The 16,673-nt window shown below is 61.3% G+C and carries 15 protein-coding genes; 7 read left to right on the top strand and 8 right to left on the bottom strand.

From position 1 onward, the window contains the following. Nucleotides 1–91: 91 nt before the first annotated feature. The 6 genes from iolD to R0J92_RS00050 form a co-directional block, all read right to left on the bottom strand. Nucleotides 92–1,921, bottom strand: a complete 1,830-nt coding sequence (gene iolD, locus R0J92_RS00075) for a 3D-(3,5/4)-trihydroxycyclohexane-1,2-dione acylhydrolase (decyclizing) (protein WP_411050296.1) — start codon at nt 1,919–1,921, stop codon at nt 92–94. After that, nucleotides 1,918–3,831, bottom strand: coding sequence for a bifunctional 5-dehydro-2-deoxygluconokinase/5-dehydro-2-deoxyphosphogluconate aldolase (locus R0J92_RS00070; protein ID WP_411050295.1), 1,914 nt, complete (start codon nt 3,829–3,831; stop codon nt 1,918–1,920). The genes iolD and R0J92_RS00070 overlap by 4 nt, the downstream gene beginning before the upstream one ends. Continuing rightward, nucleotides 3,831–4,652, bottom strand: a complete 822-nt coding sequence (locus tag R0J92_RS00065; RefSeq protein ID WP_411050294.1) for an ATP-binding cassette domain-containing protein — start codon at nt 4,650–4,652, stop codon at nt 3,831–3,833. The genes R0J92_RS00070 and R0J92_RS00065 overlap by 1 nt, the downstream gene beginning before the upstream one ends. 1 nt (nt 4,653) lies before the next feature. Continuing rightward, nucleotides 4,654–5,760, bottom strand: a complete 1,107-nt coding sequence (locus R0J92_RS00060) for an ABC transporter permease (RefSeq protein WP_411050293.1) — start codon at nt 5,758–5,760, stop codon at nt 4,654–4,656. An 88-nt stretch (nt 5,761–5,848) separates the two neighbouring features. Then, nucleotides 5,849–6,775: a sugar ABC transporter substrate-binding protein gene (locus R0J92_RS00055; protein WP_106161953.1), complete on the bottom strand. Its 927-nt coding sequence runs from the start codon at nt 6,773–6,775 to the stop codon at nt 5,849–5,851. 161 nt (nt 6,776–6,936) lie between these two features. Continuing rightward, nucleotides 6,937–7,767: a MurR/RpiR family transcriptional regulator gene (locus R0J92_RS00050; RefSeq protein ID WP_411050292.1), complete on the bottom strand. Its 831-nt coding sequence runs from the start codon at nt 7,765–7,767 to the stop codon at nt 6,937–6,939. Between the two features lie 80 nt (nt 7,768–7,847). On the opposite strand from R0J92_RS00050, the gene R0J92_RS00045 reads away from it, so the two are divergent. From R0J92_RS00045 to R0J92_RS00015, 7 genes are all read left to right on the top strand, one after another. Continuing rightward, entirely contained in the window at nt 7,848–8,963 is a 1,116-nt protein-coding gene (locus R0J92_RS00045) for a Gfo/Idh/MocA family protein (RefSeq protein WP_411050291.1), read from the top strand. Between the two features lie 24 nt (nt 8,964–8,987). After that, complete coding sequence (gene iolG, locus R0J92_RS00040; protein ID WP_411050290.1) at nt 8,988–9,989, top strand: inositol 2-dehydrogenase; 1,002 nt, start codon at nt 8,988–8,990, stop codon at nt 9,987–9,989. A 3-nt stretch (nt 9,990–9,992) separates the two neighbouring features. After that, the gene (locus tag R0J92_RS00035; RefSeq protein ID WP_411050289.1) at nt 9,993–10,766 is read left to right on the top strand and encodes a TIM barrel protein; all 774 of its coding nucleotides are present in this window, start codon (nt 9,993–9,995) and stop codon (nt 10,764–10,766) included. A 476-nt stretch (nt 10,767–11,242) separates the two neighbouring features. Beyond that, nucleotides 11,243–11,755 (top strand): phage tail protein, encoded by a 513-nt coding sequence (locus R0J92_RS00030; protein WP_411050288.1) that lies wholly within the window; start codon nt 11,243–11,245, stop codon nt 11,753–11,755. Between the two features lie 18 nt (nt 11,756–11,773). Further along, nucleotides 11,774–12,292 carry a phage tail protein gene (locus tag R0J92_RS00025; protein WP_411050287.1) on the top strand — a complete coding sequence of 173 codons (519 nt, stop codon included), beginning with the start codon at nt 11,774–11,776 and terminating at the stop codon, nt 12,290–12,292. Between the two features lie 12 nt (nt 12,293–12,304). After that, nucleotides 12,305–12,835 carry a phage tail protein gene (locus R0J92_RS00020; RefSeq protein ID WP_411050286.1) on the top strand — a complete coding sequence of 177 codons (531 nt, stop codon included), beginning with the start codon at nt 12,305–12,307 and terminating at the stop codon, nt 12,833–12,835. A gap of 142 nt (nt 12,836–12,977) precedes the next feature. Continuing rightward, entirely contained in the window at nt 12,978–13,424 is a 447-nt protein-coding gene (locus R0J92_RS00015; RefSeq protein WP_411050285.1) for a GNAT family N-acetyltransferase, read from the top strand. On the opposite strand, the gene R0J92_RS00010 is transcribed toward R0J92_RS00015, so the two are convergent. Both R0J92_RS00010 and R0J92_RS00005 read right to left on the bottom strand, forming a co-directional pair. Further along, nucleotides 13,417–13,710 (bottom strand): DUF6916 family protein, encoded by a 294-nt coding sequence (locus tag R0J92_RS00010; protein ID WP_411050284.1) that lies wholly within the window; start codon nt 13,708–13,710, stop codon nt 13,417–13,419. The two genes, R0J92_RS00015 and R0J92_RS00010, sit on opposite strands and share 8 nt — an antisense overlap. Nucleotides 13,711–13,979: 269 nt before the next feature. After that, the coding region (locus tag R0J92_RS00005; protein ID WP_411050283.1) for an Ig-like domain-containing protein at nt 13,980–16,673 on the bottom strand (2,694 nt) is incomplete at its 5' end.

The following is a 16,673-nucleotide window of genomic DNA, read 5'->3' as shown; positions in this document are numbered from 1 at the left end:
TTCGTTGTGGGCGCATGTCCGCGCCTGATCCAAGAATTGGGGCCTTTCCGACGCGCGGGAGGACGCACCCCGGAAAGGCAGGCCACGGGCGTCAGTTGAGCGCGCGGGCCTTGATCTGTTTTTCATATTCGGCGCGTTTGGCGCGCACCTCGGCCCGCTCGGACACTTCGGGCACCGCCACATCCCACCAATGGCCGCCATCGGGCGTCGAGGGGTAGGGATCGGTGTCGATCACCACCACAAACGGCCCTTTGGCGGATTTGGCGCGGCTCAAGGCCTCTTCCAGCTCTGCGATGCTACTGACATGTACGGCCGCCGCCCCCATGGACGCAGCATGGGCGGCAAAGTCGATGTTCGACGGCGTCACGTGATGGGAATGGTCGAGGAGGTTGTTGAACTCTGCCCCGCCGGTGCCCATTTGCAGCCGGTTGATGCAGCCGTAGCCGCGATTGTCGGTGATCACCACGGTCATGTCGATGCCCAGCATCGCCGCCGTCGCCAGTTCCGAGTTGGCCATCATATAGCTGCCGTCGCCGATCATGCAGACCACATCGCGGTCTGGCTGCGCCATCTTGATGCCCATGGCGCCGGCGATCTCGTAGCCCATGCAGGAATAGCCGTATTCCATGTGATAGGCCCCGGGGCGCGGGGCTTTCCAGAGTTTGTGCAGCTCTCCCGGCATGGTGCCTGCCGCGCACATCACCACCGTGTCGGGACCAGAGGCCCGTTGCACCGCGCCGATCACCTGCTGGTCGGTCGGCAGCTGGATGTCCTCGCGCGGGGCTGCGGTGAGCGGGTCAACGGCGCTGAACCACGCCTCCTTGAGTGTGGCGGAGGGGGCGGCGAATTGCAGATCGCCAAGCGCCGCGCCCAGCAGCTCCAGCCCGACGCGGGCATCGCAGCAGAGCGGCTCTGCGCCATGTTTCATTGCATCATAGGCAGCAACATTGAGTGAGACGAGCAACCGATCCGGGTTCTGAAATAGGTTCCACGAGCCGGTGGTGAAATCCTGAAACCTTGTGCCAACACCCAGAACCAGATCAGCCCCGGCGCAGACCTCATTGGCGGAGCCCGCCCCGGTCACGCCGACGGGGCCGAGGTTCAGCGGGTGATCCCACGCGAGGGCGGATTTACCCGCCTGGCTTTCGACAACCGGGATCTGATGCGCCTCGGCAAAGCGTTGCAGCGCGGCGCAAGCGTCCGCGTAATGCACGCCACCCCCGGCCACGATCACCGGCGATTTTGCGGCTTTCAGCAAGTCGGCAACCCGCGCCAACTCGCCCTCATCCGGGCGGGGGCGGCGGGTCCGCCAGATGCGCGGCGCAAAGAAGGCCTCGGGCCAGTCATAGGCTTCAGCCTGCACGTCCTGACAGAAGGACAGGCAGACCGGGCCGCAGTCTGCCGGATCGGTCATGGTGCGAAAGGCGCGCGGCAGGGCGGTCAGCAGCTGTTCGGGGCGCGTGATGCGGTCGAAATAGCGCGTGACGGGTTTGAAACAATCATTGGCGCTGGTGGTGCCATCGCCGAAATCCTCGATCTGCTGCAACACCGGGTCGGGACCCCGGTTGGCAAAGACATCGCCGGGGATCAGCAAAAGCGGCAGCCGGTTCACATGCGCCAGCGCCGCCGCCGTCACCATATTGGTGGCGCCGGGGCCGATGGAGGAGGTGACCGCCATCGCCCGCGTGCGCGCGGACTGCTTGGCATAGGCAATCGCCGCATGGGCCATGGTCTGCTCATTGTGGCCGCGATAGGTGCGAAATTCTTCGCGCGCGCCATGCAGCGCCTCGCCCAGACCGGCCACATTCCCGTGGCCAAAGATTGCCCAGATCCCGGCGAGGAAGGGCTCGCCCTCCTCGTTCAGTTGTGCGGCGATATATTTCACCATCGCCTGCGCTGCGGTTAGCCGGATCGTGCTCATTGTGCCGCCTCCATTGTGCGTGCGCGTGCCTGCGCCCAGACCTCGCAAAGCCGGGCGTAATTCTCTGTCATGCGCGCCACCGCGCTGTCGTCGTCAATGCGGTCTGCAAACCAGTCGCGGGCCACATCGCCAAAGATCGTCCGCCCGACGGCAAACCCTTTGACCAGCGGGAAGCGCACGGCGAGGGCAAAGCTCTCGCGCAGCTCGTCCTCCGGGGCGTCCAGACCCAGCACCACGATACCACGGGTGCGTTTGTCGTTGCGCTCGATCGCATCGCAGCTTGCAGCCCATGCGGCTTCGGAGCGGAAGGGTTCGAGCTTCCACCAATCAGGGTAGATGCCGGCATCGTACACGCGCTGGATGACATCTGGCGTGGTTTTATCATCAACGGGGCCGACCTTGGAGGGGATCACCTCCAGCAGAAACTCGAGCCCGTTGCGGCGGCAGGATTGGAACACGCGGGTGATGGTGGCGATCTGATCGGCCCACATCGCGTCGTCATCGTCGGGATGCGGGAAGCACAGGCATTTGACCACATGTTCACCGGGCCATTCCTTCAGCCCGCCTGCATCATCGCCCACCTGCGGTTCCAGCCGCAAGGGGCGCGAGCCGGGCCATTCGACCGGCCTGCCGATCCAAAGCCCCTGCCCCGCTGCCGCATAGAGCGCGCGTGCGCCAAGGCGACCATCGCAGAGGATGCCGTGACCGGGGCGGCCTGCGGCCTGCGCAACGGCGGCCCTGAGGCAAAGCTCCTTGAACGCGCCGATGCGCTCGGGCGTGGCGCCGTCCATCTCTTCCATCTGCATGCGGTGATCAAAGGCAAAGACCCGCAGATCGTCCCAGTCACGCTTGCGGGTGGTGGACCAGTGGATCTGCTCCAGCGCGGTGTCGTTGCGCAAGGCTTTCTCCACCACGCCGCGCTGGAGGAAGAATTGCAGTTCTTCCCAGCTGGGGTAGGCGGGGGTGCAGCCATGACGGCTCACGGCAAAGGCCCCGCAGGCATTGGCGTATTTGAGCGAGGTGGGCCAGTCTTCACCGTCGAGCCAGCCCTTCAGAAGACCGGACATGAAGCCATCGCCCGCGCCGAGCACGTTAAAAACCTCGATGGGAAAACCGGGGCCGCTTTGGCCCTCGTCCAGCCTGTCCGGGATCGCGCCGGTGAAGGCCACCGCGCCATCGGCACCGCGCTTGCACACCAGCGTCGCACCCGAGACCGCGCGCACCGCCCGCAGTGCTGCGACCGTGTTGGTGGTGCCGCCTGCGATGTGGAATTCCTCTTCGGTGCCGACAATCAGGTCAAACAGATGCAGGGTGGATTGCAGTTTTTCCGTCACCGCTGCTGAGGCAATAAAGCGGTTTTCACCGTCACCATGGCCGGAGAGCCCCCAGAGGTTGGGGCGGAAATCAATGTCCAGCGCGGTCTGTGCGCCGTGTTTGCGGGCAAGTTCCAGCGCCTTCAGCACTGCTGCCTCGGTACGCGGATTACTGAGGTGGGTGCCGGTGGCCACGACCGCCCGCGCCCGGGAGATGAACCCTTCATCCACATCTTGCGCGCTCAGCGCCATATCGGCGCAATTCTCGCGGTAGAAGATCAGCGGGAACTGGTCCTCATCGCGAATGCCCAGCAGCACCAGCGCCGTCAGCCGTTCCGGATCGGTGAGGACGCCGGTGACGTCGACGCCCTCCTTCACCAGTTCCTCGCGCAGGAAGCGGCCCATGTGCTCGTCGCCGACCTTGGTCAGCAGGGCCGAGCGCAGCCCCAGTCGGGCAGTGCCCGTCGCCATATTGGTGGGCGAGCCGCCGACGTATTTCTCGAAACTGCGCATGTCTTCAAGACGGCCACCGATCTGCGCGCCGTAAAGGTCAACCGACGAGCGCCCGATGGTGATGAGATCCAGATCCTTTGCCATTACACGGTGCCCCCGAGCGAGCCTTCAAGCTGCGCCATTTCCTGGCCACCCGCCATCAGGTCCTGCAGTTGCTCGGGCGTGATGTCGCCCCGTTCCGCCGTGCCCAGCGTCTTGCCGCGATTGAGCACTGTAAAGCGGTCCCCGACGGCCAGCGCGTGCCGTACGTTGTGGCTGATGAAGACCACCCCCACCCCTTGCTTGCGCACCCGGTCAATGGTCGCCAGCACGTTCGAGGTCTGCCGCACGCCCAGCGCCGAGGTGGGCTCATCCAGGATCAGCACCCGTGCGCCAAAATAGACCGCGCGGGCAATCGCCACCGTCTGGCGTTCGCCGCCCGAGAGCGTGCCTACCGCCTGATCGGGACCACGCAGGTTGATGCCCATCTTGCGCATCTCCTCCACCGCGGTCTCGTTCATCATGTCAACATCCATGCGGCGGAAGGGTTTGCGTCCCTTCACCGGCTCACGCCCCATGAAGAAGTTGCGCGTCACACTCATCAGCGGGATCATCGCCAGATCCTGAAAGACGGTGGCAATCCCGGCTTCCATCGCATCGCGCGGACTGTCGAAATTCATCGGCTGGTCGTCGATGGTGATGCTGCCCTTTGTGGGCTTATGTACACCTGACATCGTTTTGATGAAGGTCGACTTACCAGCACCATTGTCGCCCAGCAGGCAGTGGCATTCGCCCGGCCTCACATCGAAGCTGACGCCCGCCAGCGCGATGATGTTGCCAAAGTGCTTTTCGATGTTCTGCATCTTGATGATCGGCTGGGTCGTGCCCTGCGGGTCACCGTGGTGGAATGTCGTGTCCTGGGTCATCTCAGCGTTCCCCCGTCACGCGCTTGCGAATGTAGTTGTTGAAGAGCACCGCGATCAGAAGCATGCCGCCCAGGAAGATCTGGAACCAGTCCTGATCGAAGTTGGTGTAGGTCAGCCCGATCGTCACCATGCCAAAGATGATGGCGCCAAAGAACGCCCCGATGGCAGATCCATAGCCGCCGGTCAGCAGGCAGCCGCCGATCACCGCTGCGATGATGGCCTCGAACTCCTTCATGAAGCCACGCCGCGCATCGGTCGATCCGGCATCCATCACCGTGATGATCGCCACCAGCGCGCCACACATGGCGGTCACCATGAAGAGCGAAATCTTCACCTTGCGCACCGGCACACCGGAGTTTGAAGCCGCCGTGCGGTCACCGCCGGAGGCAAACACCCAGTTGCCCTGCGGCGTGCGCAGCAGCACATATGTCGCCACCAATGCCAGCGCCACGAACCACAGGATCTCGACCGGGATGCCGGGCACCTTGGGGGTGCCGTTCTTGAAGGTGTCGATCACCCCGACTTGTGCCAGCCAGGCAAAGACAGGACCAAAGGCATCGCCCGAGAACATCGGCGCCAGCCAGTCACCCTCGACCGCATCGCGCACGCCGCGCAGCTGGGTGGAGCCGCCGGAGGCCAGTTTCAGCCCGACCAGCGATGCGCCGCGCAGGATGAACAGGAAGGCCAGTGTAACGATGAAGGACGGCAGGCCGGTCTTCAGCACGATGGTCCCGTTAAGCGCCCCAAGGCCAGCCGCAACGGCCAGCGTCAGCGGGATCGCCAGGATCAGCGGCAGCCCAAGCGTCACCACGCAGGCGCCAAAGATCAGACCCGCAAAGGCCACCATGGAGCCGATCGACAGGTCGAACTCGCCGCCGATCATCAGCATCGCCGCACCGATGGCCAGAATGCCCAACTGCGCCGCAGGGGTCATGAAGTTCATGATACCGGACAGCGTGAACATGCTGCTGTCTGCGGTGATCAAAAAGAAAGTGGTGACAAGAATGACACCGGCGATCGCGCCAAGCTCGGGGCGCTTCATCAACCGGGCACCAAGCCCTTCTTTCTTCAGGCGTTCGTCATCGACGATTTGGGCCGCGTCGGCCATGGCGTGCTCCTCCTTGAGACAAAGAGGGGCCGTGGCGCGGCATTTGCGCCACGGCCCCTTCAGCGATTCAGCATTGTGCCTTAGTGGGTTAGCGGATGCCCTGGGCGCTCAGCTCAACCACTTGGGACGCCTTGTCCTGCGTGATGAGGTTCGGGCCAGACGGCACGTTGCCACCCGGGATCAGGCCGAACTTTGCGTTGAGCGCGAGGAAGGACACCGGCAGGTAGCCCTGCAGGAACTGCTGCTGGTCGATAGCAAAGGCCGCGTCGCCCTTGGCCACGCTTTCCAGGAAGCTGGCTGACAGGTCGAAGGTCGCCACGTTCACCTCACCGGTGCGGCCCACGGCAGCCACGGCACGGACGGCAGGCTCACCCACCAGCGACGCACCCAGACCCATCACGGTGTCGATGTCGGGGTTGGATTCCAGCGCCGCTTTCACCTTCGCCTCGACTTCGGCCGGGTCGTTCTGGGTCGGGATCACCTCGACAGAACCACCGAACCCGTCAGAGAAACCCTGGCAACGCTGATCGAGCGCGACGTTGCCCACTTCCTGGTTCACACAGATGCCAACGGTACCGCCCATCGAAGCCAGTTTCTCGCCGGCGGCCTTGCCCGCCGTGTATTCGTCCTGCCCCACGTGGAGCAGCGCACCGAGATCCTTGGACACATCCGAACCGGAGTTCATGGAAATGACCGGGATACCAGCCTCGACCGCACGGCGGATCGATGGCGACAGCGCATCCGCGTCCGGGATAGAAACCACCAGGCCGTCAGGTTCCTGATTCACAGCAGCATCGATGAGCTGGCTCATCTGCACCATGTCGAACGTCTCCGGCGAACGGAAATCCACGCTGGCACCCGTATCGGCAGCAGCTTTTTCGACACCATTTTTGACGACCGACCAGAATGGATCGTTGGCCTGACCATGCGCGACCACGATGATGTCCTGCGCCATAACTGGGGCAGCCAGTGCGAAGCTGGCAGCAGCAACGGCAGTTTTGATAAGTGTTTTCAATTTATCCTCCCTTAGACAGTTGACCGGCCAAGCCGGCTCTTAGCCCGATATCCGATGCCTTCACGCAAACGGGCCTCCTCCAGACCGGCCTCCCACCGGTCGATGCGCTTCAACCTCGAATCACACCTATGGAACATTCATTCCGTTTTCGACGCTCCGTGTCAAGTTTTCGCGCGCTGCGCGCCAACCAAAACCGACAGCGCTGTGGTCAGCGTGATGGATGCATTGAGCGCCCGGAACCCTGCTACTTCGTGCTCCTTCACGACCAGCACCTCCGCGGCGAAATCAAAGAGCGGACAGTCGTCGGCATCGGTCAGCCCATAGACCGTCACACCCCGCTCCGCTGCAGCACGCGCCTGCGTGACTGTCTCCTCCGAGAACGGCGCAAATGTAATGGCAAACATCACATCCTCACTCCCCGCCACAAGCCCGGCATGCAGATTACCGATGTTGGAGTGAAGCACGGCTGGAACGTCCAACTTACCGAGAAGATAGGACATGTTACTGACCACTGCGAACGCCCGCCGCAGGCCGACAAGATGAACAATACGCGCCTGCGCCATACCGGACGCAACTCTCGCAAGCCCTTCATTTGCAATAGAATTACCGACACCGATCAAGGATTGATGCCCTGACTCCGCGAACTCGGCCAACAGCTCACCACTGCCCTGAGACACATCAGGTGATAACTGCGCAAGCCGTTGCTCATAGTCCGGTCGAAAACTGGTGTATTGCGCCCGAAACAGGGTCTGCATTTCGGAATACCCGGAGAAGCCGACCGCCTGACAAAAGCGGATATAAGCAGACGGCGCCACACCAGACGCCGACGCCATGTCAGAGACCGTCGACACAGCAATGAGATGCAGGTGATGCCGGGTAAAGACCGCACATTGCCGTAGCCGCTTTGGCAATGTGTCCATGACATGATCCAGACGCGCGATGGTCTGCGTCACATTTTCCGGCGTCTCTGGTTGCGGTTCGCGTTCTATCATTTACACCCCTCTCGCTTGACAGAGACACTCTAATCCCGCATCACCGAAATTGGAATTAAAATTCCATAACGGAGGGAAACATGTCTCTAGGCCTTGGTTTGATCGGAACAGGCTTCATGGGCAAGGCTCATGCCTTGGCCTATCGCGCCGCAGAAGCTGTCTTTGGGGATGTGCCGCCGGTGCGGCTTGCAAGGCTCTGTGACACGCCCGTCGAAAATGCGAGGCGATATGCGACACAGTTTGGCTTTGATGTCGCCACCGACGATTGGCGCACGCTGATCGCCGCGCCTGACGTGGACATCGTCTCCATCACGACCCCCAACGCGCTCCACAAGGAAATGGCACTGGCCGCCATCGCCGCGGGTAAACACGTGCATTGCGAAAAACCCCTCGCCCTGACGATCAACGACGCAGAGGAGATGGAGGCCGCCGCGCGCGCCGCAGATGTGCGCACCATGGTGGGCTACAATTACATCCATAATCCGGCCATCACCCACGCGCGTCGCATCATCAGTGAAGGTGTGATCGGCAAGCCGGTTCATTTTCGTGGTTGGGTGGATGAGGACTACCAAGCTGACCCCGACCTGCCCTGGACCTGGCGCGCAAAACGCGCGGACGCCGGCCTTGGTGCGCTGGGGGATCTCGGGTGCCATCTCGTCTCCATGTCCCATATTCTGATGGGAGAGATCGAGAGCCTGATTGCAGACACACAGATCATCCATGACACCCGCCCCCTGCCTGATGGGTCGGGCCGTGGCACCGTTGAGAATGAAGATACCGCCTCTGCCATTCTGCGCTACAAGACGGGCGCGCAGGGAACAGTTTGCACGTCTCGCTCCGCCTGGGGCCGCAAGAACAAGCTTGACTGGGAACTGCATGGCACCAAAGGCATGCTCACCTTCAGTCAGGAACGGCTGAACGAGCTACAGCTCTACACCAATGACGGCCCAAAATCGCAGCAGGGCTTTCGTACGATCCTGACGGGCCCGGAGCATGCACCCTATGATAGCTTCTGCCCAGCACCCGGCCATCAGCTGGGATTTGGCGACCTGAAAACCATCGAGGTGGCCACGTTCCTGCGCGCCATCACCGCTGGCACGGACGCGTTCCCCAGCTTCACCGACGCTCTGGAATTCGAGCGCATCATCCACGCTATCGACACATCGGCCCGCGAAGGCCGCCGCGTCACTCTCTGATTTTTCCACGAAAGGAATACGCATATGAAAGTCGCTCTTTTCGGGGCCGGTCGCATCGGCAAGGTCCACGCAGCTTCGATCAAGATGGATCCGCGCTCTGAGCTGGTCGCGGTCACCGACGTCATGCAAGAGGCAGCGCAGGCTCTGGCACAGGACCATGGCATTGAGGCCCGCGGCGCCAACGACATCCTCGCCGACACCAGCATTGACGCCATTCTGATCGCGTCCTCGACCAACACCCACTCCGACCTGATCGAAGCCGGCGTGAAGGCTGGCAAGGCGATCTTTTGCGAGAAACCGATAGACCTGTCGCTGGAGCGCGCGCTGCAAGTGTCCGCAACTGCCGCCAATCATGACAAACCCATGATGATGGGCTTCAACCGCCGGTTCGATCCGAATTTCTCAGCACTCAAGGCAGCACTCGATGCGGGAGAAATCGGCAACAGTGAGCTGCTCTCGGTTACATCCTACGACCCTGCCCCGCCGCCCGTCAGTTACATCAAGGTATCCGGCGGGCTGTATCGCGACATGATGATTCATGACTTCGACATGTGCTCGTTTCTGTTTGGCATGCCGACGACCGTGACAGCACATGGCTCCTGCCTGGTTGACCCCGAAATCGGCGCAGCTGGGGACATCGACACAGCTGTCGTCGTGCTGTCCTACGCCGACGGCCGGATCGCCACGATCCGCAACTCTCGCCGGGCTCCATACGGATACGATCAGCGGGTTGAGGTTCTGGGCTCTGACGGCGCACTGGCCGCCGACAACGAACTGGAAAACACCGTCGTGAAATCCACCAGCGCGGGCGTCACTTCGGCAAAACCTGTGTATTTCTTTCTCGAACGCTACATGCGCGCCTTCTCCATCGAATGGTCCGCCTTTGTTGATGCCGTCGTGGATGGAAAGGCTGTGCCCGCAACAATCCAGGACGGCGTCAACGCGCTGGCACTGGCCGAGGCGGCCAATCGGTCCTTGGCGGAAGGACGGCCAGTAGAGGTGACCCCGCTCCTGTCGGAGGTGTGAGGCATGGCGTTTACCCTTGCCGCCTGCGCCGAAATGCTCTGGCGCGACAGGCCGATAGACTGGCGCTGCGCGCGCCTTGATGAGATGGGGTTTGAGGTCGGCTTGTGGAACTGGGCCGATCACGACATCGCAGCTCTGACAAAGTCGCGCGCGACGTTCTCGATCATGAACGGCTATCTGGACGGGCGTCTGGCGGACGACGATGGCGCTGACACGCTACTGGCATCGGCAAGAGAGGCCGCCCTTGTTGGCAAACGGCTCGGCGTCCAGCGATTGAACCTGCACGGCACCGGGCTTGGCGACGGCGGACGCCCCAAACAAGCTGAGACCGCAACGCCACTCAAATGGGTGAAGGCACTGGATACGCTCAATCGCGTCTGTGACCTTGCAGAAGAGCTGGAGGTGGTTTTCACGCTCGAAAACCTGAACCTGCCGACCGACCATGCAGGCGTCCCATTTGCCCGCGCGGAAGACACACTGGCACTGGTCTCTGCGGTCAACCGGCCGGAACTGCGCCTTAATCTGGACCTGTATCACGCACAGATCGGCGAAGGGAACCTGATCGAGCTTTGCCGGGCGTGCCTGCCCTGGGTCGGCGAGATCCAGGTTGCGGACGTACCGGGCCGCTTTGAACCCGGAACCGGGGAAATCAACTATCCCGGCATCGCGCGTGCATTGAACGCGATGGGCTACACCGGCCCCGTCGCGATGGAGGCGTTTGCCTCAGGTCTTGAGGAAGATGCCCTTGCGGCATTCAAGGCTGCATTCTCAGTTTAGAAGCAGCGCGTCAGCCCTCCATAGACGGAGAAGGCGGCGCCTCTTTCACGAGCCAAAAAAGAGGGCGCTGCCCCCACCGCAAGGTTACCAAGAGCGCGATCTGCTGCCTTGGTCACGCGATCTGGATGCGCGGGGCGGGCCATCACTCACAGAACAGGCCCGCGGCGAAAATCCGATGCCTCTGGTCCTTCCGCGCGCATCGACCGTTGAGCCCAGACAGACATGCCGCAGAATTCAACGTCGGCATCGCCCTCATCAACTCCTCAAACGCATTCAGCACCGCCCAGATTAGGCGCTTGGCATAGAGTCATCGATAAAAGTGAATCCCCATCAAAAGCCGAAATCTAAACTGTTCAGTCCAACTAAATTTTCTTTTTTCCTTGCTTTATTTTTTACGCAACGCATGGTTGATAAGAGATATCGGTGTTTTATCGCCATAAATTGAACGCGCCGACAGTTTATTAAAGGAGAATTTCGTGTCCGAACCCTTTCTTGCCGAAGTTCGCATGTTCGGCTTTGATTTTGCGCCACGGGGCTGGGCGTTTCTGGATGGGCAACTCCTGCCGATCAACCAGAACCAGTCGCTTTACTCACTGCTTGGCACGACCTACGGCGGGGATGGTAGCACTACCTTTGCTTTGCCTGATCTCAGGGGCCGCACACCGATTCACAGAGACAGCGACTACCGGCTGGGCGCCAAATCCGGCGAGGAGAGCGTAACGCTGTCCAAGACGGAAATTCCGACCCATACCCACGCGGCGATGTGCTCGGCGAACCAGGCGCAGTCCGGGTCTCCGACCGATCATGTGCTGGCGGCGGAGGTGCTACCAGACGCCGCCTATCGCGACGCTGAGGCCGCCAATATGACGCCGCTGACGTCCGCAACTGTGGCCGCGTCTGGCGGTGGACAGGCACACAATAACATGCAGCCCTATCAAACGCTGAACTTCTGCATAGCAATGCACGGCCTATTCCCCTCGCGCAATTAAGATACCGGAGATTATTCCATGTCTGAACCATATGTAGGTGAGATTCGCATGTTTGCGGGGAATTTCGCCCCACGCGGCTGGGCCTTTTGCGACGGGCAACTGCTTGCGGTTTCACAGAACGACGCGCTTTTTTCCCTCTTGGGAACGATCTACGGCGGAGACGGTCGCACCACATTCGGTCTGCCCGATATGCGCGGCAGAATCCCTATTCACAAGGGGCACGGACCCGGTCTGAGCGAACGCCGCTTGGGGAGCAAAAGTGGCGCAGAGCATGACACGCTGACCACAAATCAGTTGCCAAGCCACACTCATGACTTCTTGGCCAACACCGAACTTGCCACCGATCAATCGCCGCAAGGCAAGGTCGTCGCCCAGGGCGTTGGCACGACATTCTATAGCAATGCATCGCCGGACACGTCGTTCGCCCATAACGCGACAACGAATTCAGGCGGCTCGCGTAGCCACAACAACATGATGCCATCGCTCTGTGTCAGCTTCATTATTGCACTGTTCGGCGTCTACCCCAGCCGTAGTTAGGAGATATAAGGCATGTCAGAACCTTTTATTGCCGAAATCCGCATTTTTGCAGGTGATTTCGCGCCCAGAGGCTGGGCATTCTGCGACGGGCAACTTTTGCCCATTTCGAACAACACTGCGTTGTTTTCGCTGATTGGTACAGTCTATGGCGGCGATGGAAGAAACACCACCGCCCTTCCCAATATGAAGGGCCGAGCGCCGATGGAACAAGGGCGCGGTCCCGGTTTGACCGCACGAAGGCTGGGTGAAGAATTAGGGGCTTCGACCGTGACGCTGAACGAAAGTCAGATACCGTCGCACAATCACCCGGTGCGCGCAAATCTGTCTCCGGGTGGCGAGGCTGTGCCATCGAATGCGACATCGCTTTCTGCAACTGGTGGACGCGGCGACGCCCTCTATTCCGCTGGCACCTCCAATCTCGTGCCGCTTGCAGATGAGACACTTCAAGCATCAGGCGGCAATCAGGCGCATGCCAACATGCAGCCCTATCTTGCGCTGAACTTCATCATCGCGCTTCAGGGCATCTATCCGTCGCGTGGCTAATCATGGCCCGAATGCTGCAGCATCCGGTGGAAAGGCGATACAGTCGGAAGCACCCATGACCCTTAAATCGGCAACGCTGATACCGGCTTTGACACACGCGGCATCCTTGGGGATCTCACTCCGAGAGATGACCGCGCGTGATATGCAGTTTCTGGCGCAGGTCTACCGTTCGACACGCGAAGAGGAACTGGCGCTTACCCCGTGGAATGAAGACCAAAAGCATGCCTTCATTTCAATGCAATTTCGCGCGCAGCACGAGCATTATCAGGCCCACTACCCCGACGCGCTTTGGCTGATCATTCAGCGATCAGGCGAAGTAATAGGCCGTCTTTATCTTGAACGTTGGCAAAGCGAGCACCGCATCATCGACATCGCCCTACTGCCCGCCCATCGCGGCGCCGGTATCGGCGGCGCTATTCTGCGCGACCTGATGGACGAAGCGTCTGCCGCAAACAAAGCAGTCGGCATCCACGTCGAAAAAGCGAACCCAGCGATGGCGCTTTACCACCGCTTGGGCTTTGTCACCGTCGAGGACAAAGGTGTCTATGACCTGCTACGCCGGTCAACGGACGCCAAAGCGATCAGGTGAAAATCGCCTCATATTGATAACCGGCCTCGGTTTTGGCGACCGGCACGAGAAAGAGCTGCTGCGTCCCAATGGCAGCATGCGACACCTGATAGGTGGCCTGTGGCAGACCAGGTTCGACAGGCCCCTGAAACAGCAGTGCAAAACCGCCGCCGTCACGCAAGGCGCTGCCCCCCGTCGTGATTTCCAACAGCGTCGCTTCGATCCCGATGCCGTCGGCCTCAACCTTTACAGTGTCCCCTTCAAGCGGGCTAAAATCCGCTGCGGTCAAATTCGTCGGGTCTGGCATGGACATCCTCATTTCGTAGTTTGACGTAAGACTGCGTCTGTTTTGCCTCATCCGAAGAGCCCTAATATGCGCTTCGGTACAAGGCTGCATTTAAATCGCTTCGGGTCTTTGCCTCATCAGCATAGAACGTTGGTTCGACGTCGTTCTACCCACCATTTTGCCCTCCCGGTTCGACGCCTGCGTGCTTGGAGTACGCCAGGGTGTGCTTGCCGCCACGATCTGGTTCACGGGCGGGGCCGCGCTTGGCGCCCCCCGCTCCGCAGAGATGCCTAGAACTGCAGCTGGTAGCCCAGGCTCAACCCAAAGCTCTCAAACCCGGCTGCACCGATGCCGTCATAAAAGGCGGCCCCCGTGACGCTTTGTCCTGCGGTGATCTGGCGATTGAACCCCAGCTCGACCCGCGCGCGGCCGCCCTCATACGCCGGATCCGCGGTCGTTACCGATCCCGTGCCGTTGCTGTAGGACCAGATGCCAGAGACCCCGCCCCACAGCTCCAACTCACCCGTGTTCACCGAAAGCATCTGGCTGAAATCAAGACCGACCTCGACCTGGCCCAACTTGAAGTCCTGTCCGGGAATCGTGTTGCCCAGGGTATCCACATAGCTGTGCTGATCCTCTGTCGAGTAAGAGGCATCCAGAAACGGACTGAGGATCGTGGTGCCCATGGACAGGTCGCCCGCGACTTTCAGGTTGGCAAGCATACGGGTCGTGTAGAACCGATCCTCATATGTGCCGAAGGGAGAAATGTCGTTCGTCGTTTCGCCGTAAAGAAGCCGCCCTTCGAAATACAGCGGATGGTTTAAGCTCTTCGCGACGAAATAAGGCCCAAGCATCCAACCGGTTCCGCTGACCGTGGAGGCTCCGGTGTCCTGAGCAATATGGTCGAATTGCAGCGTCGCACCGAGCAACACGTTCTTACTGATCGCCCGATGAACGCCAAACGCGCCGAAGACATAAGAGCTATCGCTATCACCACTGCTTGACCACGCCCCTTTCACCTGGGCCCAGACCGGATACTTCGTCCCCGTCGCCACATTGAAATTGCCGACACCCCGTGTTGCCATCAGGCCAAAGCTCGCCTGTTTATTCCCCGACAGGAAGGGCACGAGATCCGGTTGATTGCTGATCAACTGATTGGCCCGGCTTTGCATGAACGAGGCGATGAGGCGCTGTGTTTGTTCGACTGTTTGATCCTCGATCGTAACCGCATTGGACTCCAGGTTGCCGTTGCCAGCCGCGTCCACGGCCACATTGGCGGGAACGGTGATCCCGACGGCCCCGGTTCCGAATGCGCGAAGAGTCGCCACATAATCCGAACCACTGCCGCTTAGGCCGACCACATTTGCGTTTGTGGTGGTGATATCGCCAGCGGCGAAGCCTGTTACGCTTTCAGAGAATGTGACGTTCACGTTCATCAAGGAGGCCCCAGCCAAAACCTCTGGCGCCCCGGTGATGCTGACCGTGGGGGCAGTGCCGTCGTACTCGACACTCGATGTGTTTGACGCCTCATTGCCATTTCCGGCCGCATCGCTGAACCTGTTTGCGCCGACTGAGACAGCAACTGTGCCATCCGCATCCGGGGTCAGGACGACGGAGTACTGCGTTCCTGATCCAGTCATAGTTGCGCTGGCATTTGTCAGTGTAAGATCGCTGGCATCGAAATTTGTGCTCGCCTCGGACAGGGTGATCGCGGCACTGAATGTTCCGTTGCTCGGCCCGGTCAACGCGCTGATGGTGAGTGTTGGCCGTGTATCATCACCAACATAGGCTATGGTCGTTGTCTCCGATCTGTTTGCGGCGGAATCCTCGGCCACAATCTTGATCTCGCCTGAGCTTTGGGCCGTCGCGGACACGACCTCGAAGGTACCACCGGGGCCCGCCGCGGCAGTCTCGACGCTTGCGTCAGGAAAGGTAACGGTGACGGTGCTGAGCGGCTCGGCAGTGCCGGCCACCTCTGCTCGGCCGTCCGACCTTGTGGTCGGGGCTGCGACGACCGGAGCTTCGGGCGGTGTCGTGTCAGTGACCGTCACCTCGAAGGTCTGCGGCGTCGCCGCGTTGCCCGCGCTGTCCTGCGCCGTCGCGGTCACCTGCGTTGTGCCGACGGAGAAATCATACGGGCTGGCAACCACTGTGCCATCAATCGAAAAGTCGGCGGCTATGACTTCACCGGAATTGTCGGCGACATTTGCGACAAGCGCGACCGAGGCCGTATTGACCCCGGAATCTGTGTCCACCGCGACATCCGCAATCTCGTCAATGACTGGGGGCTCCGTGTCGAGAGGCGGAGTAATCGTCACCGTCACGCTATCCGCCACGGAGGTGGCGCCGTCGTCATCGGTCACCACCAGCGCGAAGACATGCGTCACCGCCGCGTCGTTCGAGGTCAGCGAGGCGTCCGTGAAGCTTGGGTTGACCGCCGTCGCATCCGACAGCACCGCATTGCCCGCTGTCCCAGACCCGCCCGTGCGGCTCCAGGCGTAGCTTGCAATCGTGCCGTCACTGTCACTGCTGCCGCTGCCATCCAGTGTGACCGCCGTGCCCGAGACCTCCGACTGATCCGCACCCGCATTCGCCGTCGGCGCCGCGTTGGCGGGCGGAGTAATCGTCACCGTCACGCTATCCGCCACGGAGGTGGCGCCGTCGTCATCGGTCACCACCAGCGCGAAGATATGCGTCACCGCCGCGTCGTTCGAGGTCAGCGAGGCGTCCGTGAAGCTTGGGCTGACCGCAGTCGCATCCGACAGCACCGCATTGCCCGCCGTCCCGGTCCCGCCCGTGCGGCTCCAGGCGTAGCTTGCAATCGTGCCGTCACTGTCGCTGCTGCCGCTGCCGTCCAGCGTCACCGCCGTGCCCGAGACCTCCGACTGATCCGCACCCGCATTCGCTGTCGGCGCCGCGTTGGCGGGCGGAGTAATCGTCACCGTCACGCTATCCGCCACGGAGGTGGCGCCGTCGTCATCGGT

Origin of the sequence: Tritonibacter sp. SIMBA_163, from assembly GCF_046535935.1 — a bacterium.
GTDB classification, from domain to species: Bacteria; Pseudomonadota; Alphaproteobacteria; order Rhodobacterales; family Rhodobacteraceae; genus Epibacterium; species Epibacterium scottomollicae.
The sequence above is the reverse complement of the archived record's forward strand: the minus strand, read 5'-3'. Positions and strand labels throughout refer to the sequence as shown.

Excerpts from the sequence above, each read along its gene's own strand:
- iolD (WP_411050296.1), bottom strand. The coding sequence starts at position 1,921 with ATGAGCACGATCCGGCTAACCGCAGCGCAGGCGATGGTGAAATATATC.
- R0J92_RS00070 (WP_411050295.1), bottom strand. The coding sequence starts at position 3,831 with ATGGCAAAGGATCTGGATCTCATCACCATCGGGCGCTCGTCGGTTGAC.
- R0J92_RS00065 (WP_411050294.1), bottom strand. The coding sequence starts at position 4,652 with ATGACCCAGGACACGACATTCCACCACGGTGACCCGCAGGGCACGACC.
- R0J92_RS00060 (WP_411050293.1), bottom strand. The coding sequence starts at position 5,760 with ATGGCCGACGCGGCCCAAATCGTCGATGACGAACGCCTGAAGAAAGAA.
- R0J92_RS00050 (WP_411050292.1), bottom strand. The coding sequence starts at position 7,767 with ATGATAGAACGCGAACCGCAACCAGAGACGCCGGAAAATGTGACGCAG.
- R0J92_RS00045 (WP_411050291.1), top strand. The coding sequence starts at position 7,848 with ATGTCTCTAGGCCTTGGTTTGATCGGAACAGGCTTCATGGGCAAGGCT.
- iolG (WP_411050290.1), top strand. The coding sequence starts at position 8,988 with ATGAAAGTCGCTCTTTTCGGGGCCGGTCGCATCGGCAAGGTCCACGCA.
- R0J92_RS00035 (WP_411050289.1), top strand. The coding sequence starts at position 9,993 with ATGGCGTTTACCCTTGCCGCCTGCGCCGAAATGCTCTGGCGCGACAGG.
- R0J92_RS00025 (WP_411050287.1), top strand. The coding sequence starts at position 11,774 with ATGTCTGAACCATATGTAGGTGAGATTCGCATGTTTGCGGGGAATTTC.
- R0J92_RS00020 (WP_411050286.1), top strand. The coding sequence starts at position 12,305 with ATGTCAGAACCTTTTATTGCCGAAATCCGCATTTTTGCAGGTGATTTC.
- R0J92_RS00015 (WP_411050285.1), top strand. The coding sequence starts at position 12,978 with ATGCAGTTTCTGGCGCAGGTCTACCGTTCGACACGCGAAGAGGAACTG.
- R0J92_RS00010 (WP_411050284.1), bottom strand. The coding sequence starts at position 13,710 with ATGCCAGACCCGACGAATTTGACCGCAGCGGATTTTAGCCCGCTTGAA.